The 13,487-nt window shown below is 47.5% G+C and carries 11 protein-coding genes; 6 read left to right on the top strand and 5 right to left on the bottom strand.

From position 1 onward, the window contains the following. Window positions 1-161: 161 nt before the first annotated feature. Together BMX05_RS08415 and BMX05_RS08410 are read right to left on the bottom strand one after the other, a co-directional pair. Window positions 162-749 (bottom strand): elongation factor P hydroxylase, encoded by a 588-nt coding sequence (locus BMX05_RS08415; protein WP_093310134.1) that lies wholly within the window; start codon window positions 747-749, stop codon window positions 162-164. 59 nt (window positions 750-808) lie between these two features. Next, entirely contained in the window at window positions 809-1,171 is a 363-nt protein-coding gene (locus BMX05_RS08410) for a hypothetical protein (protein WP_093310131.1), read from the bottom strand. A 62-nt stretch (window positions 1,172-1,233) separates the two neighbouring features. On the opposite strand from BMX05_RS08410, the gene BMX05_RS08405 reads away from it, so the two are divergent. Next, window positions 1,234-2,619, top strand: coding sequence for an MATE family efflux transporter (locus tag BMX05_RS08405; protein WP_093310128.1), 1,386 nt, complete (start codon window positions 1,234-1,236; stop codon window positions 2,617-2,619). On the opposite strand, the gene BMX05_RS08400 is transcribed toward BMX05_RS08405, so the two are convergent. Both BMX05_RS08400 and BMX05_RS08395 read right to left on the bottom strand, forming a co-directional pair. After that, window positions 2,616-3,371 (bottom strand): metallophosphoesterase, encoded by a 756-nt coding sequence (locus tag BMX05_RS08400; RefSeq protein WP_093310123.1) that lies wholly within the window; start codon window positions 3,369-3,371, stop codon window positions 2,616-2,618. The genes BMX05_RS08405 and BMX05_RS08400 overlap by 4 nt on opposite strands. 2 nt (window positions 3,372-3,373) lie before the next feature. Then, window positions 3,374-4,030: an NUDIX domain-containing protein gene (locus BMX05_RS08395; protein ID WP_093310119.1), complete on the bottom strand. Its 657-nt coding sequence runs from the start codon at window positions 4,028-4,030 to the stop codon at window positions 3,374-3,376. 93 nt (window positions 4,031-4,123) lie between these two features. On the opposite strand from BMX05_RS08395, the gene BMX05_RS08390 reads away from it, so the two are divergent. The 5 genes from BMX05_RS08390 (at window position 4,124) to putP (ending at window position 12,637) form a co-directional block, all read left to right on the top strand. Continuing rightward, a complete protein-coding gene (locus BMX05_RS08390; protein ID WP_093310115.1) occupies window positions 4,124-5,131 on the top strand; it encodes an SLAC1 anion channel family protein in 1,008 nt (335 codons plus the stop codon). Between the two features lie 159 nt (window positions 5,132-5,290). Beyond that, window positions 5,291-6,931 carry a methyl-accepting chemotaxis protein gene (locus tag BMX05_RS08385; protein ID WP_093310111.1) on the top strand — a complete coding sequence of 547 codons (1,641 nt, stop codon included), beginning with the start codon at window positions 5,291-5,293 and terminating at the stop codon, window positions 6,929-6,931. A gap of 274 nt (window positions 6,932-7,205) precedes the next feature. After that, complete coding sequence (gene putA / locus BMX05_RS08380) at window positions 7,206-10,331, top strand: bifunctional proline dehydrogenase/L-glutamate gamma-semialdehyde dehydrogenase PutA (RefSeq protein ID WP_093310108.1); 3,126 nt, start codon at window positions 7,206-7,208, stop codon at window positions 10,329-10,331. Then, window positions 10,328-11,014, top strand: a complete 687-nt coding sequence (locus tag BMX05_RS08375) for a hypothetical protein (RefSeq protein ID WP_093310104.1) — start codon at window positions 10,328-10,330, stop codon at window positions 11,012-11,014. Before putA ends, BMX05_RS08375 begins: the two co-directional genes overlap by 4 nt. 126 nt (window positions 11,015-11,140) lie before the next feature. Continuing rightward, window positions 11,141-12,637 (top strand): sodium/proline symporter PutP, encoded by a 1,497-nt coding sequence (putP, locus tag BMX05_RS08370; RefSeq protein WP_093310102.1) that lies wholly within the window; start codon window positions 11,141-11,143, stop codon window positions 12,635-12,637. 82 nt (window positions 12,638-12,719) lie between these two features. Here putP and ppa read toward each other — a convergent pair whose 3' ends face one another. Then, a complete protein-coding gene (ppa, locus tag BMX05_RS08365; protein ID WP_093310098.1) occupies window positions 12,720-13,247 on the bottom strand; it encodes an inorganic diphosphatase in 528 nt (175 codons plus the stop codon). Window positions 13,248-13,487 lie beyond the last annotated feature (240 nt).

Below are 13,487 nucleotides of genomic sequence, written 5' to 3'. Positions count from 1 at the left end.
CGTTTCCTTCAGAGAATCCCTTGCCCCACATCCAAGCTGATGCAGGTGACTTGTTGAAGCCTTGGGTTGTCAAGAGAGCAGAAGCCTTGCCAACACCAAGCCCTGCAAAACTGCGTGCAAGACTTAGTAAAAACACAGGCTTCGACAGGGCAGTGCGTTATTTACGGTGGCGATAAATGGCGGATTGATGCAAGCGCTTGCACAATTTGCTGGTAAACTTGCGTCGGCTGGCGTTGATAATGCGCACAAAGCGCATGAAAAAACGTGGCGCCGCGTGCTGGTAAGCTGGTAGGCGTTTGCAGATAAGCCACCGCCTTTTGGTAGACGGCCAGCTGAAAGCTTTGATATTCGCTTGCCGTTGGTGGCGATGCCAGATTATCCAAACTCACACAAAAAGGGTGCCCTGTTGCGGTCGTCAAGATCAGCTCTAAGGCTTGGGGGTTGACCTCAACACGTGCAAAGGCAGCTTGTTGTGCTTTTGTGCGTCCATCGGGCGCATACCAATAGCCATAATCTTCCTGTAATCTACGCGCGCTACCGGCAATGCACCAATGGCTAATTTCATGTAATGCACTGCGAAAATATCCGTAAGCAAATAGAATTTGATGCGTCCCTTGTGGATCAGCCGCCGGTAAATACAAGGGTTCTCCCTCACTCGCGGCTAAACGTGTACGATAGGTCTGCAAAAAACACTGATTAAAAAGTTGTATTAAGTCTTCAGCCTGATAAGAGGCTGTGTGAGAACCCATGCTCAACGCTTCCCTATTAGCAAAAACCTGATTATAACCAGCTTCTTATTGAATCCGAACTAGCCTTTCATTCTGCGATGTGGCGATTTAGGGCGAAATCCGCTTGGGCGCGTACCAATCCACGCAATAAATTCTTGGATTTGCGCCTCTGCTAACAAAGCCTCTTTAGTGTACAAACGCGCGGCCAACTCGCTTTCACTAAAGCAACGGTGTAGATGATCATGGCAAGGACGGCAAACCCATAAAATTTGCGTGAGCCTTTGTTGACGTGTGAAACGCTTACGCACTTGCGGCTTATTATGGCGTGTTTTTGGAATGAGATGGTGTTTGGTTAAAGCTTCACCTTGGCGCTGACATAGCTCACAAGCCTCTGGCATGGCAGGCGGGCTCAGACTGTAAGTGACTGCACTGGAAGATGCCATTTTATTCACTCCTTTCAATATCAATGCAATTTTTCTAACCTGAATGGAATTGTTCTCTTGTTATGAAATATCAATCCGATGCAACCAGTAAGGAAGCTTGGTGGATCTCACTGCAATCCTTATTACAATTAGCTTGGCCGATTCTCGGGGCACAAGTTGCACAAACGGGTATGAGTGTCGTCGATACCCTGATGGCCGGACGCCTGAGTGCGCTGGATCTTGCCGCCATATCTGTTGGCTCCAGTTTATGGATGCCCTTATTTTTATTTGTAATTGGTACTTTATTAGCCACGACAGCCCTGGTTGCGCAAGCCCAAGGAGCACGCCAATACGGTTTAATTGCTGCCAGTGTGCAACAAGCCCTTTGGGTCGCTATTTTACTCACGGTGTTAGGTGTTTGGGTATTGACGCATAGCGAAGTTCTCTTCCTTGCGATGCAGGTAGAAACGGAAATCCGTCGCTTAAGCGTGGCGTATTTACAAGCGCTGGCTTGGGGTTTACCCGCAGTGGCAGGTTTCCAAATTTTACGCAGCTACTGCGAGGCACTAGGACACGCACGCCCTATGCTCTTGATTGCTTTATGTGGGCTTTTGCTCAATATTCCAGCAAACTATGCGTTAATTTATGGGGCTTGGGGGTTTCCTCAGTTAGGCGCTGTTGGCTGTGGTTATGCGACAGCCCTTTCTTTCTGGGTCATGTTGCTGCTTGCACTTGCCTATACAGGACGCAGCCAAAGCTTTGCCATGATTCCTCTGTATCGCAAATTTACCGGTTGGGTGCCAGCTATTTTTAAAGAAATTCTAGTGGTCGGCTTGCCCATCGGGGTCGCCATTTTTGCAGAAGTGTCTTTATTTGCAGTGATTGCCTTATTTATTGCCCGCTTTGGCGAAACCGTGCTAGCAGCACATCAAATTGCGATTAATTTAACCTCCCTCTTATTTATGTTGCCTTTAAGCTTAGGGATGGCATTAACCATTCGGGTGGGTAATGCCGTAGGTGCGCACCAGCTGGAATACGCCGCCAGCCTTGCGACCCGTGGTATTTGGACCGCCTTAGTCATCGCCTGCATGATGGCCATCAGTATGTTGCTTGCCGCAACCACCTTAGTCAGCTTGTATACAGAAAATACCCAAGTCATCCAGTTAGCGGCTACCTTGGTCAGTATTGCCGCGGCTTATCAAATTTCTGATGCTTTGCAGGTTACTTGTGCAGGTGCTTTGCGTGGCTATAAAGATACCCGAGTCATTATGTGGGTGACTTTATTTGCCTATTGGATTGTTGGATTAGGTGGTGGCTATACTTTAGGGCTTTTAGAGGTTGATCTTCTCGGATTGACCGTACCACCTTTAGGCGTCTATGGCTTTTGGTACGGCTTGATTGCTGGGCTCACCTGCGCAGCGGCTTTATTAGTATGGCGCTTGCGTTATCGAATGCAGCAGCCGATTTAATACTGAAGGCTCAGGACCCGAGTGCGCCACTGGCCTTGCGCTAGCAAATCAATTTGTCGCCACCCTTGCATGGTCACAGGTGCTAACTGTGATTGGGTGGCACCGGCTTGAAAAGCCACACTGGTAGCCGGCGCTGTTAATAAATTGATTCCTAAATAACGCCCTTGCCATGCTTGATGCACATGACCGCTCACAATCAAAGCGGGGCGTTTTGCTTTCGGTAAACTTCGGCACAAGGCCCAAAAGGCTTGCGCATCTTGTAAATTCAGACGATCAATCCAAGGCGTCGCCACCTTATGGGCTGGATGATGCATCGCTATCAACTGTGCTTTGTGGCTAGTACGCAAACAGGTTTCCAGCCAAGCCAACGCTTGCTGACCAAGACAGCCACTCCCCAGCGGCCGGCTTTCTTGCGCTTGTGTATTTAAGGTGATCAAGTCCCAATGTGCATTTAAAGCGATTTGTCGTGGTGCAGAAGCTGCCCAAGTTTGCATCAATTGCGGATCATCATGATTGCCAGGTAACCACACCCAAGGGACAGGGTGCGCTTGCAAATGCTGATACAATCTTTGGTACACTTCTGGGTGTACATCTTGTACCAAATCACCGGTCAGCAATAACAAATCAGCCCTGATGCGTTTACTAGCGGCCAAAGCTTGCAGAAAATGGGCTTCTGGGCATTGGCCCTTGAATAAGGCCTGTGTGTCTCGCTTGAGGTGTAAGTCTGATAAATGCGCAATGGTAAATTGCATGGCTAAACCTCCGCCACATAGCGAGCGCGCAACTCTTGATGATGTAAGGCTAACCACTGGAGCGCGATTAAAGTCATCGCATTACAAATTTCGCCTTGCTGTAATGCCTGCAATACTTGGGTTCTGGGCAATACATGCGTGCGAATATCCTCGTTTTCGTGTGCTAGCCCGTACACACCCGCAGCATTTTGACTATCAACAATCCCACAATACAGACTTAAACGCTCTGAGTTACCACCCGGGCTTGCCCAATAAGAATACAAAGGCAGCAAATCTTTTAAAGTACAGCCTGCTTCTTCGTAGGTTTCTCTGTGTGCAACTTGGGCTTCTTGTTCTCCTTCTTCCAAGATACCGGCGACCAATTCAAACTGCCAAGGCGAGATGTCATCTGTTAAAGCGCCGATACGAAATTGCTCCAACAAAATGACCGTATCTTGCCAAGGATCGAACAAAAGCACCCCTACAGCTAAATCACGAATAAAAAGCTCGCGGCTAAATTCGGGTGTCCACCCCCCAGCAAATAAACGGTGGCGCAAAAACACCTTATCTAAACGGAAAAACCCTTGATATTGGGTTTGTTGACGTAGAATTTGGACATCTTGTTGATGAAATTGATGTTCTAGTATCCGTGTTTGCGCTTTAGTGGAAATTTCTGTCATGGGCCTACCTGAAAGCATAGTTTTTATAAGAAAAAGCTAATAAACTAGGTCTTTAGCCTTTGGGTTCCTAGATTAACACAAGAGGTTTTGAGCATGTCTTCTCTGTCATCTTTGTACTGGCCACCTCGCCAGGGGTTACACACCCTACAAAAATTACCTATTCCTTTATTTGCCAGTGTCATGGGTTGGGGTGGGTTAACCCTCGTCTGGTTAGCCGCAGAAGCACATTGGCAACTGACGCCTTGGGTTAGCCCCCTACTTTTGCTTATCAGTTGTTTGATTTTACTGAAAATCATGCTGGCGCTTTTTTTAAAATGGCGTTACGCGCCCCAACATTTATTGGAAGAATTTCACCATCCTATACGTATTAGTTTTTTCCCTGCCATTTCTATTGGCTTGATGTTACTTGCTGGCCCCGTTGGCCATTATTTCCCTAATCTTGCCGTTTCCATGTGGTGGCTTGGTGCGATCGTCCATGTTGGTTTAACCTTGTATGTGCTTTCCTCATGGATGCACCACGGACGCTCGCAAATGATTCATGCCACACCCGCTTGGTTTATTCCTGTAGTAGGGAATTTAATTGCACCTGTTGCTGGGGTGAACTATGCACCAATAGAAGTTTGTTGGTTTTTCTTTGCAGTAGGGTTGTTTTTCTGGCCGATTTTAAAAGTACTTATTTTTAATCGAGTGATGTTTCATCACCCCTTACCTGAACAATTAATGCCGACTTTATTTATTCTATTAGCGCCGCCAACCGTTGCTTGGATTGCTTGGTTAAAACTACAAAATCTACCCATAGGTGCAGACTTAGATGCTTTTAGCCATATTCTCTTTGGATTTGCTTGTTTTATGGCTTTATTACTTTTAAGCCAAGTCCGTTATTTTATGCAACTGAGTTTTGCTTTTTCTTGGTGGGCTTATTCTTTCCCGAGCGCCGCTTTTAGTGTGGCTTTATTTCACTATGCAGATTACAGCGGTTATGCACTTTTTAGTCTCTTAGGCACACTCGGCTTGACCTTTACGACACTTATGGTCGTATACTTAAGCTACAAAACGAGCAAAGCCCTAATGCAAGCGCCTGCGACACCGCCAGCAAGCTAATGGCTTGGGTCTGCTACTTTACCAGGTAGCAGACCGAGTTAACACAAGGATACCGCTTTGCTCAACTAATTATGATATAATTCCTGTATGTGTAAGGTATCTTTAGAGCACCCTTAGCACTGAAACTGCAGATTGAGGTTTAGTAAGGAGCAAATCGCCATGTCCTCAGTTTTGGCCAATATAAAAATAAAATACAAGCTCTGGTCAATTGTTGTGCTGATGGGGGTAGGTACGGTGTTTCTTGTCGTGCTCTCTTTATGGGCATTGACGCATTATTTAATGGAAGACCGTAAAGTCAAAACACGCCACGTCGTAGAAACCGCACACAGCTTGGTAGAACATTATTATCAACAAGCGCAACAAGGGATTTTAAGTACACAAGCCGCGCAAAACGCTGCCTTAGATGCTTTAAGAGACATGCGTTATGGTGAGAATCGCCAAGAGTATTTTTGGGTAAATGATATGCAAGTTGTGATTGTCATGCACCCGATTAAACCCGAACTCGATGGCCGCAATTTAAGTGGTTTTCAAGATCCTAACGGCAAACGCTTATTTGATGAGTTTGTGCGTATTGTTCGTGAGCAAGGCGAAGGCTTTGTGGATTATTTATGGCCAAAACCCGGACAAGAAGAACCCGTCGCCAAAATTTCTTATGTGAAAGGTTTTCAACCCTGGGGTTGGGTTGTAGGTAATGGCATTTATCTTGACGATGTGGATATTATTATTCATCAAGCTGTTTGGCACTATGTGCAAACGATTGGTGTATTAAGCTTATTTATTGGTGGCATTGCTTTATTTATCATTCATATTATTACTTCTCATATTCATCATTTGCAAACTACGATTTTACAAGTTAAAGATTCCGGCGATTTACGCCAGCGTGTGGATGTTTATACCCATGATGAGTTAGGGAAAATTGCTGGCGCTTATAATCATCTTATGGACCAATTCCAAAATTTGGTTAACCTTGTCAGCCAATCGACAGAACAATTAGTCGCAGCCAGTGAGCAAATGAATCAAGCGACCTCGAGCACTGCTCTTGGTATGCAACGTCAACTTGAAGACACAGCACAAGCGGTCGCCACCATGCAACAAATGGCGGCTTCTGCGCAAGAAAGTGCCGGTATTGCTGAGCAAGCGAGTGAAAAAGCCAATGCGGTACGCTTACAAACCCAATCCGGCTTGCATACGGTCTCTAATGCCAGCCAAAGCATTAACGCGCTTGCGCAAGATGTAGAGAAAGCAGCCACAGCGATTAATACTTTGGGCGAACAAGTTGCTGGCATAGAAACCATTTTGGAGGTGATCGAAGAAATTGCCGAGCAAACCAATCTCCTCGCCTTAAATGCCGCAATTGAGGCGGCACGCGCGGGTGAGCAAGGCCGTGGCTTTGCCGTCGTCGCGGATGAGGTGCGTCAATTAGCACAACGTTCGCATGAATCAACCCAGCAAATCCAACAAATGATTCAGCGCCTACAGCAGCATTCACACTCTGCGGTCAGCATGATGGCTCAAGGACGCACTCAAGCAGAAACCAGCGTAGAAAGTGCCAGTGCTGCGGGTGAAGCTTTTAACCATATTGCGTCTTCAATTGGCGAAATCGACCAGCTCAATGCAGCGATGGCCAGTGCTGCAGAGGAGCAAAGTCAAGCAGCAGAAGATTTTATCCGCAACTTAAGCAGTATTAACCAAGTGTCTGAACAAACCAGTGCCGAAATGCAGCAAGTCAATGCTACCAGCACCAGCCTGGTCGCAAGCGCGCACAAGCTGCAAACTTTGATTGCTCAGTTTAAAACCTGATCTTTCCTCAAAGAAAAGTGCTTCCCCTGCTCATAAGGGGAAGCAGCCTACAGACAAGACACCTCATCCATTTGTGGCACTTTTAGCTCCCTTAAGTGGATGAGGTATTTACTTGCGCGCGTATCTTGGTGACTTTTTTATTCTTTATTTGGATAAAAAAACCGAGATTTTGACAAGACGCCACCGGCACGCTTTGCCTATGCTCAAAACATACTGGATAGCCCTGCCTTGATCCTTTCACGCAGGAGATTCAATTTATTTTGAGGATAGCCCTATGTTGCAAGCGAATGCTGTGCTGAATCCTGAATTTATTCAACAGGCACCCTCGGCGATTTGGCCTTTAATTTCTCCGTTATACGCCGTGGATGAGTCACTTTGGTTACAAGAACTCTTACCTCTAGCGCAACCGAGCCCAACGCAAGCAACCCAAATTGAAACCCAAGCCAGTGCATTAATCGCGCAGATCCGTGCCGATGATGGCGCTATGCATATGATCGACGCCCTTTTGCTGGAATACAGCCTAGACACACGCGAAGGGATTTTGCTGATGTGCTTGGCAGAGGCTTTAATTCGGATTCCTGATGCGGCAAGTGCGCAAGCTTTGATTCGTGATAAGCTCGGGGTCGCCGATTGGCATGCGCATTTAAGACAATCCGATTCCTTTCTGGTCAATGCCTCCACTTGGGGATTATTGCTCACAGGGAAGGTCGTCACCCTCAGCCCACAAGACACCCAAGCCAACGCTAGCCAAGCCCTCAACCGTTTAGTGCAACGCCTCGGTGAGCCCCTGATTCGGCGCGCCATGCAACAAGCAATGAAAATTATGGGACACCAGTTTGTCCTTGGGCAGACAATGCAAGAGGCAATCCGCCGTGGCCAGCCTTACCGCGACAAAGGCTATACCTATTCCTTTGATATGCTCGGCGAGGCCGCGTTAACTCAAGCAGATGCACAAAAATACGCCGCCGATTATGCCAAAGCCATTGAAGCCGTTGGCCAATATCCCAGTACCCAAGCACCACGCCCTAGTGTCTCTATCAAACTTTCCGCATTACACCCACGCTACGAAGTGGCCCAAAAAGCCCGTGTACTAGAGGAACTTTGTGCGAGCTTGCTGACGTTAATTCGTCGTGCACGTATTTTAGATGTGCATTTGACCATTGATGCCGAGGAAGCCGACCGTTTAGAGCTTTCACTGGAAGTTTTCCAAGCCTTGTATCAACACCCAGAAGTGCAAGGCTGGGGCGGTTTAGGTTTAGTGGTACAAGCTTACTCTAAACGTGCGTTGGCGGTATTAGCTTGGCTCGCCTCTCTCGCCCATCAAGGGGGCGATTTAATTCCTGTACGCTTGGTAAAAGGCGCGTATTGGGATGCAGAAATTAAACTCTGTCAACAAAGGGGCTTATCTGGCTATCCTGTCTTTACCCGTAAAGAAGCGACAGATGTTTCCTATTTGGCCTGTGCACGCTTTTTATTAAGCGAACCGGTACGGGGCAAATTATGGCCACAATTCGCCAGCCATAACGCCCATACACTGGTGGCCATTCAACAGATGGCTAGTCACCAAGCGTATGAATTCCAGCGTTTGCACGGCATGGGCGATGCTTTGCATGATCGCATTTTAGCTAGCTCTCAGGTGGCCACACGGATTTATGCGCCTGTCGGCAGTCACAAAGATTTATTACCCTATTTAGTGCGGCGTTTACTGGAAAATGGCGCCAATAGTTCCTTTGTACACGTCGATGCCAATTGCCCGATTGCAGATCTGGTACAACATCCTTGGCATGCATTAAGTGCAAAAGTCAGTTTACACAACCCACATATTCCCCTACCTGTAGCCATCTATGGTAGCGAGCGCCCCGCTAGCACAGGCCCCAACCTATTTATTGACAGCCAAGCCACGCCTTTTTTACAAGCGGTTGCGCAGTTTCATACGACTCAATGGCAAGCCAGTGCTTCAATTAACGGGCAAACGCCTCAAACAAGCGCTTGGCAACCTGTGTATGCCCCTTGGGATCATAGCCATCAAGTCGGCCAAATCGCTTGGTCAAGTCCAGAAGATGCACACGCGGCCCTCAACGCAGCAGCCGATTATCAAGCAGCTTGGGCACAGGTCGCTGTTACTGAAAGAGCCGATATTTTCCGGCGTATGGCGCAGTTAATGCAAACGCATCTTGCCGAGCTAGTGGCCTTATGTCAGCGTGAAGCTGGCAAAACCTTGCAAGATAGTATTGATGAAGTGCGCGAGGCGGTTGATTTTTGTTACTACTATGGTGCGCGTGCACAAGAAATCAGCGAGCAACCCCTTGAAATCACCGATTTAACCGGGGTTATCCGTCGATACCAGCGCCAACCCAGAGGCGTTTGGGTCTGTATTAGCCCGTGGAATTTCCCCTTGGCTATTTTCCTCGGCCAAATCAGCGCTGCCTTGGTGACAGGCAATACCGTAGTCGCCAAACCGGCACCGCAAACCTCTTTAATTGCCTATCGTGCGTTAGAACTCTTATATCAAGCGGGCTTACCTAAACAAGCTTTGCACTTGGTACTTGGCGCCGGTGAAGTCGGCGCGGCCTTAACCAGTGCTACCCAAGTTGCTGGGGTGGCTTTTACCGGCTCAACACCAACGGCCAGACACATTTATCGTGCCCTTGCACAACGCCCTCAAATCGATACGCCTCCTGTGCTGATTGCAGAAACCGGCGGGCAAAATGCGATGATCGTTGATTCTACAGCCTTGCCTGAACAGGTAGTGAAGGATGTCCTTTTGTCGGGTTTCGCTTCTGCAGGTCAAAGATGTTCTGCCTTGCGTCTACTCTGTGTGCAAGAAGATATTGCCGAGCGTGTCTTTGATTTACTACAAGGTGCGATGGCAGAACTGCGTTTAGGTGATCCACGCGAACTGGCCACAGATGTTGGCCCTGTGATTGATCAAGTGGCGCAAACCAAACTAGAAGCCCACCTGACAAATCTGGGTGCCAAAACACATATTCTTGCACAAACACCCATACCTGAAGCTTATCAGCAACAAGCGACCTTTGTTGCACCAACAGCGATTCGCCTACAGAGTTTGGATCAACTCGGCGAAGAAGAATTTGGTCCCTTTGTACACCTGCTCACTTATCGCGCCAACGAGTTGCCACAGTTAATCCAGCAAATCAATGCGAAGGGATATGGACTAACCCTAGGGATTCATAGCCGCAACGAGACCACAGCCGCCTACATTGAAGCCTGCGCACGGGTTGGCAATACCTATATTAATCGCAACCAAATCGGTGCTGTGGTCGGTGTGCAGCCTTTTGGTGGTCAAGGCTTATCAGGTACAGGCCCAAAAGCTGGCGGTCCCCACTATTTAGCGAGTTTTACTCATCTTGTCGAATGCGGTGTAGGAGATCAATCATGACAGTATTAGCCTCTCAAGTCAGCGATTGGCAACATTTAAGCTTTCAAGCACGTCGCCATATCCTTGATCAAGCACTGCAAAGTGCTGCCTTAAAAGATGCGGTATTTTATGCCCAAGTCCACAGGCTGTGGACGCACTTTAATCAGGTCAGCGCCACTTGGGATCAAACTCTCGTTTTACCTGGGCCAACAGGCGAATCTAACGAGCTGTATCTCACCGCACGCGGTTTAAGCTTTATCTATGCAGAAAAAAATGCCGCAGAATCCCTTATTTTAGGCCAGATTTTTGCTAGTCTTTTGTGTGGTAATAGTGTGCTTTGCTGTTTACCTGAGCATAAGGAGTTACTTCAACAAGTTGAACAAGTGCTGACTCAAGCTAAACTGCCCGCAGGTGTTTTTACGCCGGCACAAGTGGAAGATTTAGCACAAGCGCTGCAACGCCCTGAGTTAAGACTGATGCAAGCGGTTTTGACTGAACCCACCCAAGTGATTCCTTGGTGTCAGCGTTTAGCGCAAGGTACCCAAGTGTTAGTGCCTCTTATTTATGAGGCCTATCCAGATGGGCGCACTTTATTGATGCCGGATTATTTACTCAAGCTCGTCACAGAGCGCACACGGACCATCAACACCACGGCAGTCGGTGGCAATGCGACCTTGCTCGAGTTAGGTAGTCGTCACGACTAGATGTACAAAGATTGATTAGACTAAGATGCGTATGCAGGTTTGGGTCAACCTCACCCGTTGACCTTCTGATTGCCCCCGCTTGCATACCATCATAACAACAACAAAGATGGGGCTAAGAGGCGCGCTATGATAGAAACGCATGTTGCCGTATATGGCACCTTTTTACTCTACCTTGTCGTCATGTTAGGCATTGGGTTTTATGCTTACCAAAAAACGGCAAACTCTTCAGATTATTTCCTTGGTGGACGCTCACTGGGCCCTTGGCCAGCGGCTTTATCCGCTGGGGCATCTGATATGAGTGGTTGGCTACTTTTAGGCTTACCTGGCTATGCTTTTGCTTCTGGGATGGAATCTTTATGGCTGGCTGTCGGTTTATTAGTCGGCACTTGGGCCAACTGGTTAGTGATGGCAAAACGCTTACGCACTTATAGTATCGTGGCGCAAGATGCTTTAACCCTACCTGAGTTTTTCGCCAACCGTTTCCAAGATACCTCACGACTTTTACAAGTCATTTCTGCCTTTTTTATCCTGTTATTTTTCTTGTTTTACACCAGCTCGGGATTAGTGGCCGGTGGCAAACTCTTTGAAACCGTTTTTGGTATGGAATACACCACAGCGGTGATTATCGGTACTTTATGTGTAGTGTCTTATACCCTATTTGGGGGTTTTCTCGCGGTTTCTTGGACCGATTTAGTGCAAGGCTTACTGATGGCTGCGGCACTTTTAATCGTCCCTATTGCTGTGATGCAAGCCGATGGCGGTATGAGTGCTATGTTTACCAGCATTAGCGCGAAAAATCCTGAGTTAATGAACTTATGGACAGATAGCCAAGGAGAAACTCTAGGCTGGATTAGCTTAATTTCCTTAATGGCTTGGGGCTTGGGTTATTTTGGTCAGCCACACGTTTTGGCACGTTTTCAAGCCTGCCGCAGTAATCAAGAAATTCCTACAGCACGCCGAATTGCCGTTAGTTGGACCGCACTTTCGATGGCAGGGGCGATTTTTGTCGGCCTTACGGGCATGGTGTACGTTGATGCGCATTTAGGCGGTAGCTTGGGTGATGGCGAGACGATTTTTATGGTCTTAGTGAATGCCGTATTTCATCCTGTGATTGCCGGTATTTTACTTGCTGCTATCTTGGCTGCCATTATGAGTACTGCAGATTCTCAACTTTTGGTTTCTTCCTCTGCCCTTGCAGAAGATTTTTATAAGCAATGGATTAATCCGCAGGCCAGTGCGCAAGATATTGTGAAAGTGGGGCGTTTTGCCGTGATGGGCTTATCCTTAGTTGCCCTCGTGCTTGCTATGAATCCAGATAGCAGTGTGCTTTCTTTAGTTTCCTACGCTTGGGCAGGCTTTGGCGCCGCTTTTGGCCCTGCGCTTTTATTCAGCCTCTATTGGCCACGGATGAATCGCCAAGGTGCGCTAGCAGGGATTGTCGTTGGTGCTTTGACCGTCGTGATCTGGAAACAAATCAGCGGTGGCGTGTTTGATTTATATGAAATCGTCCCTGGCGTGCTCTTTGCCAGTATCGCAATTGTGGGCGTTTCTTTAGCCACACCAGCGCCGGGGGAAAGCATTCAAGCTCAACACCAAAAAATGTTAAAAGCCTTGGCGGAATAAGGTTTCGCCGATAACAAAAAAGCCTCATCCAAGAGGATGAGGCTTTTTACTTTATAAACAAAGCATTAATACAAGCGACGTATTAACCTTGGTAAGCTGCTGCCGCTTTCTCAATCGCAGCACGTGCAGCATCGGCATCCGCCCAACCTTCTACTTTCACCCACTTGCCTTTTTCCAGATCCTTGTAGTTTTCGAAGAAGTGCGCAATCTGATCACGAAGCAAGACAGGCAAGTCATCAATATCCTGCACATTGTCATAAAGTGTGGTGAGCTTACTATGGGGTACGGCAACTAACTTGGCATCTGAGCCAGCTTCGTCACTCATATTCAACACACCAACAGGGCGGCAACGAATCACAGAACCTGGCTGTACAGGGTAAGGCGTGACCACTAAGACATCTAACGGGTCGCCATCTTCGCCCAAGGTGTTAGGAATATAGCCATAGTTTGCAGGGTAGAACATAGGCGTTGCCATGAAACGATCCACTAAAAGGGCGTCCATGTCCTTATCGATTTCATACTTGATCGGCGCATGATTGGCAGGAATCTCAACCACTACATAGATGTCATTAGGCAGATCTTTTCCAGCAGGAATAGAGTTAAAGCTCATGGGTCTTTCCTTTTAGAGGTTTTAAGGCTCGGTACACATGCTTTGCAAAACACGGGCTTTACAAAGCTGCCAGCGCGATTATACGGGCTGCATCTAGGAGTTACCAAGTTTAGTCTATTGATCTTTTGGCGTAGATGGACAGAAAAATGCGTTAACTAGCTACTCAAGTGAGGCTGAAATTACTTAGCTTTACCTTATTTAAACCAGACTACATTAGAAATTATGGATGCCTACTTGTAT

This window comes from Allopseudospirillum japonicum (assembly GCF_900108915.1).
Classification (GTDB): Bacteria; Pseudomonadota; Gammaproteobacteria; order Pseudomonadales; family Halomonadaceae; genus Pseudospirillum; species Pseudospirillum japonicum.
The sequence above is the reverse complement of the archived record's forward strand: the minus strand, read 5'-3'. Positions and strand labels throughout refer to the sequence as shown.

Bases quoted from the DNA above. Each gene is read 5' to 3' on its own strand.
- BMX05_RS08415 (WP_093310134.1), bottom strand. From the start codon at position 749: ATGGGTTCTCACACAGCCTCTTATCAGGCTGAAGACTTAATACAACTT.
- BMX05_RS08410 (WP_093310131.1), bottom strand. From the start codon at position 1,171: ATGGCATCTTCCAGTGCAGTCACTTACAGTCTGAGCCCGCCTGCCATG.
- BMX05_RS08405 (WP_093310128.1), top strand. From the start codon at position 1,234: ATGAAATATCAATCCGATGCAACCAGTAAGGAAGCTTGGTGGATCTCA.
- BMX05_RS08400 (WP_093310123.1), bottom strand. From the start codon at position 3,371: ATGCAATTTACCATTGCGCATTTATCAGACTTACACCTCAAGCGAGAC.
- BMX05_RS08395 (WP_093310119.1), bottom strand. From the start codon at position 4,030: ATGACAGAAATTTCCACTAAAGCGCAAACACGGATACTAGAACATCAA.
- BMX05_RS08390 (WP_093310115.1), top strand. From the start codon at position 4,124: ATGTCTTCTCTGTCATCTTTGTACTGGCCACCTCGCCAGGGGTTACAC.
- BMX05_RS08385 (WP_093310111.1), top strand. From the start codon at position 5,291: ATGTCCTCAGTTTTGGCCAATATAAAAATAAAATACAAGCTCTGGTCA.
- putA (WP_093310108.1), top strand. From the start codon at position 7,206: ATGTTGCAAGCGAATGCTGTGCTGAATCCTGAATTTATTCAACAGGCA.
- BMX05_RS08375 (WP_093310104.1), top strand. From the start codon at position 10,328: ATGACAGTATTAGCCTCTCAAGTCAGCGATTGGCAACATTTAAGCTTT.
- putP (WP_093310102.1), top strand. From the start codon at position 11,141: ATGATAGAAACGCATGTTGCCGTATATGGCACCTTTTTACTCTACCTT.
- ppa (WP_093310098.1), bottom strand. From the start codon at position 13,247: ATGAGCTTTAACTCTATTCCTGCTGGAAAAGATCTGCCTAATGACATC.